Source organism: Paraburkholderia sp., assembly GCF_036488505.1.
GTDB lineage: Bacteria > Pseudomonadota > Gammaproteobacteria > Burkholderiales > Burkholderiaceae > Paraburkholderia.
Genome location: NZ_DASXHN010000280.1, coordinates 1 through 2,040 on the forward strand (window position 1 = coordinate 1; position 2,040 = coordinate 2,040).

The 2,040-nt window shown below is 64.3% G+C and carries 2 protein-coding genes; both read right to left on the reverse strand.

Annotated elements, in window-relative coordinates:
* Positions 1–116: 116 nt before the first annotated feature.
* The gene (kynA, locus tag VGH68_RS16860; RefSeq protein WP_331604794.1) at positions 117–1,085 is read right to left on the reverse strand and encodes a tryptophan 2,3-dioxygenase; all 969 of its coding nucleotides are present in this window, start codon (positions 1,083–1,085) and stop codon (positions 117–119) included.
* A gap of 10 nt (positions 1,086–1,095) precedes the next feature.
* The coding region (gene kynU, locus VGH68_RS16865; protein ID WP_331604795.1) for a kynureninase at positions 1,096–2,040 on the reverse strand (945 nt) is incomplete at its 5' end.

Here is a 2,040-nt window from a genome sequence, read left to right on the forward strand (position 1 = left end):
TTTATGCGGTTCCGATGCTGCCATCCACACCATCTCTCAAAAATCGGATAACTCCGAGTTTGCCGCCCCTCGACAATGCCGGGTTCGCCGCGAAAGTGCTGAAGGCGCATTAGCCGTTACAGCATCGTGCGCACGTGCCACAGCTCCGGGAACAGCACGACGTCGAGCATCTTCCTCAGATACGGCGCGCCGCTCGTGCCGCCGGTGCCCTGCTTGAACCCGATGATGCGCTCGACCGTGGTGACGTGTCGGAAGCGCCACTGCCGGAACGCATCCTCGAGATCGACCAGTTCCTCGGCCATCTCGTACAGCTCCCAATGCTCGGACGGATTGCGATAGACCTCGAGCCATGCAGCCTCGACCGACGCATCGTGTTCGGTCGGCTGCGTCCAGTCGCGTTCGAGTCGCGCCGGGGAAATCGCGAAGCCGCGGCGCGCGAGTAGCCGCACCACCTCGTCGTAGAACGACGGCGCTTCGAGCGCGGCCTTCACTTCGGCGTAAACGTCCGCGCGATGCGCGTGCGGTTTCAGCATCTGCTCGTTCTTGTTGCCGAGCAGGAATTCGATCTGCCGGTACTGATACGACTGGAACCCCGACGAGCTGCCGAGGTACGGCCGCATCGCCGTGTATTCGGATGGCGTCATCGTCGCGAGGACGTTCCACGCTTGCACCAGCTGCTCCAGGATGCGCGACACGCGCGCGAGCATCTTGAACGCCGGCGGCAACTCGTCGCGATGCACCGCCTGCAGCGCCGCGCGCAATTCGTAGAGCGCGAGCTTCATCCACAGTTCGCTCGTTTGATGCTGGATGATGAACAGCATCTCGTTGTGATCCGGCGACAACGGATGCTGCGCATCCAGCACCTTGCCGAGCGACAGATAGTCGCCGTAGCTCATCGACCCTGCGAAGTCGAGCTGCGCATCGTGCCAGCCGCTGTCGCCGGTGCCGGCCGAAGCGGGAGCGGAGCCCGCCTTGTCAGCCGAGCCCGCGGCCGTCGCCGCTGATCGAGACTGTCCATAGCCGAACGGGCAGCCTTGCGCGGCCGGTTCTTCGGGCAACTCCTGCGTCCGCATGTGATCGGTCATTGCGCTTTCCTCAGGTTACGGCGCCGCGCGCGGCAAATTCGGGAGCCCGCCAGATCTCGTTCGCGAGCACCTCGCGCAGCGTTTCGACCGCGTCCCACACGTCGACGAAGCGCGTGTACAGCGGCGTGAAGCCGAAGCGCAGCACGTGAGGCTCGCGATAGTCGCCGATCACGCCGCGCGCGATCAGCGCCTGCATGACTTCATAGCCGTGCGGATGTTCAAAGCTCGCGTGCGAGCCACGCTGCGCGTGCTCGCGCGGCGTCACGAGCTTGAGCGGAAACTCGCCGCAACGCGTTTCGACCAGTTCGATAAACAGGTCGGTGAGCGCGATCGATTTGTCGCGGATCGCCTGCATGCTGGTTTGCAGGAACACGTCGAGTCCGCATTCGACGAGCGCCATCGATACCATCGGCTGCGTGCCGCACAGGTAGCGGGCGATGCCGGGATCGGGCTGATAGGTCGGGTTCATATCGAACGGCGCGCGATGACTCCACCAGCCTGACAGCGGCTGCGCGAATTCGGCCTGATGATGTTTCGGCACCCACACGAACGCGGGCGAACCGGGGCCGCCGTTCAGATACTTGTACGTGCAGCCGACCGCGTAGTCCGCGCCGACGCCATTCAGATCGACCGGCACCGCGCCCGCCGAGTGTGCGAGATCCCACAGCGCGAGCGCGCCGTTGTCGTGGATCAGCTTCGTCAGCGCGGCCATGTCGTGCATATAGCCGGTGCGGTAGTTCACGTGCGTGAGCATCACGACCGCGGTGTCGTCGCCGATCACGGCGGGCAGTTCCGCAGGATCGTCGACCATGCGCAATTCGTAGCCGCGATCGAGCTGTTCGATCAGTCCTTGCGCGATATACAGGTCGCTCGGAAAGTTCGAGCGCTCGGAGACGATCACGCGGCGCTTCGAATCGCGTGCATTCGCGAGCCGCAGCGCGGCCGACAGCAGCTT